This window comes from Corallococcus sp. AB045, from assembly GCF_003668895.1.
Taxonomy (GTDB): Bacteria; Myxococcota; Myxococcia; order Myxococcales; family Myxococcaceae; genus Corallococcus; species Corallococcus coralloides.
Genome location: NZ_RAWN01000411.1, coordinates 1 through 1,557 on the forward strand (window position 1 = coordinate 1; position 1,557 = coordinate 1,557).

Annotated in this window: 2 protein-coding genes; both read left to right on the forward strand. The window is 68.8% G+C overall.

Translation table 11 applies throughout. The annotated features are described in order from the left end of the window. Positions 1-248 precede the first annotated feature (248 nt). Positions 249-527 (forward strand): PqqD family protein, encoded by a 279-nt coding sequence (locus D7Y21_RS41160; RefSeq protein ID WP_158619170.1) that lies wholly within the window; start codon positions 249-251, stop codon positions 525-527. A 419-nt stretch (positions 528-946) separates the two neighbouring features. Continuing rightward, positions 947-1,557: hypothetical protein (locus D7Y21_RS41165; protein ID WP_147469540.1), on the forward strand; the 611-nt coding region annotated here is incomplete at its 3' end.

The window sequence follows — 1,557 nt, forward strand, 5'->3', positions numbered from 1 at the left end:
ACCCCCGCCCGTCAATCGCCCACCACCGCACAACAGCCGGTCCCCGCCCTGGACCGGCGCGGCGCCTCACGACCCGGCACGTTCGCAAACCCTCTCATGGGTCCCCAACCTGAATCCTTGCATGTATTGACAGTGTTTGTGAGAACACCTAGAAACATGGAATTATAACAGCGCGGCTTGAGCCGGGTTCCGACGCCTTCCGCTTCCGTCAGGAATCCCCAAGGGCCGCGCCTTCGGAGGGGGATGTCTTGAATCTGCCCCGCGCGACTTCCGGCGTCATCGTCCAGCAGCAGGGCGAAGCCTTCTTCCTCCTGGACACCGAGGGCGGGGAGGTCTTCCGGGTGAATGAGACCGCCGCCCGCATCTTCGAGCTGTGCCAGGGCGACACGTCCCTGGACGGGGCGGTGGCGTCGCTGGCGCTCCGGCTGGGCGCCTCGGGTCAGGAAGAGGCCATCCGCGCCGACGTCCAGCGCACCGTGACGCAGTTCCAGGAGCTGGGGCTGTGCGAGCCCTCGCGTCCCGTCTGACTTTCCGCCGTCCGCTGTAGCGCCTTTTCCCTCGTGAGAGGGACAGGCCGGGCCATGTCCTGGCCTTTGGGAATCCCGTGTGCCCGGGTCGCCCCGGGTGCGCGTGATGCCAGACGTGAGACGTCCTTTCACGGCTGGAATGAAGCACCGGTGTGTTGGCAGGCAATGTCAGACCCCCTGTCCACACTCCGCCATGTTTCACCGCAGTGGCAGTGAACGCAGCAATCCATCCAGGAGAACCACCATGTACATCCAGTCCGAGATCGTCCGCGTGTCCGCGTCGTCCGACAAGTGCACCTGCTCCAACGGCATGAGCGTGATCGTCGTCGCGGAGTAACGCGTTTCATGGCCGGGAGGAGGTCTGTGGTCCTCCTCCCGGCCGTGTCTTTCCTCTCGCACGCCGACACTCCTCCCCGCCCATGCTGCCCGCATCCACGCAGGTGTTGCTCTTCACCCAGGCGGACGTCGGCGGACACGCGCTCTTTCGCGTCGTGCCCGTGGAGGTGTCCGTGGGCCCCGGCCAGGGACGGCTGTGGACGGACGTGTCGCGGGGCAATGCCTTCACCCCCGCGTGGCAGGACCATGCGCGCCACCTGTCGGCGGTGGGCCGCGCGCGCTACGCGCTGCCGTGGGAACAGACGGACCTGTACGTCTCGCCGCGCGGCCGGAACGTGACGCTGGATGGCCGGAGCGCGTCGCTGCCGCTGTTCGTCGCGTGGGTGGCGCTGCTCGGGGGCCTGCCGCTGCCGTCGCCCTTCCTGGGCACGGGCGTGGCGCTGGAGGCGCATGGGGAGAAGCTCGCGCCCGCGCCGCGCGAGTTCCTCCAGGGAAAGCTGGGCGTGGCGCAGTCCTACGTGAAGCAGGTGTTTCCGGGGGGGGGGAAGGTGGCGGTGTTCGTGCCGGAGGGCAGCGGGTTCGACGCGGCGCCCCTGACGGCGCTGGACGTGCGGCCGGTGCCCACGCTCACGAAGGCAGTGGAGGCGGTGCTGGGGCTGAAGCCTCGCCCCGACGGACCCGACGCCGGGGGAGG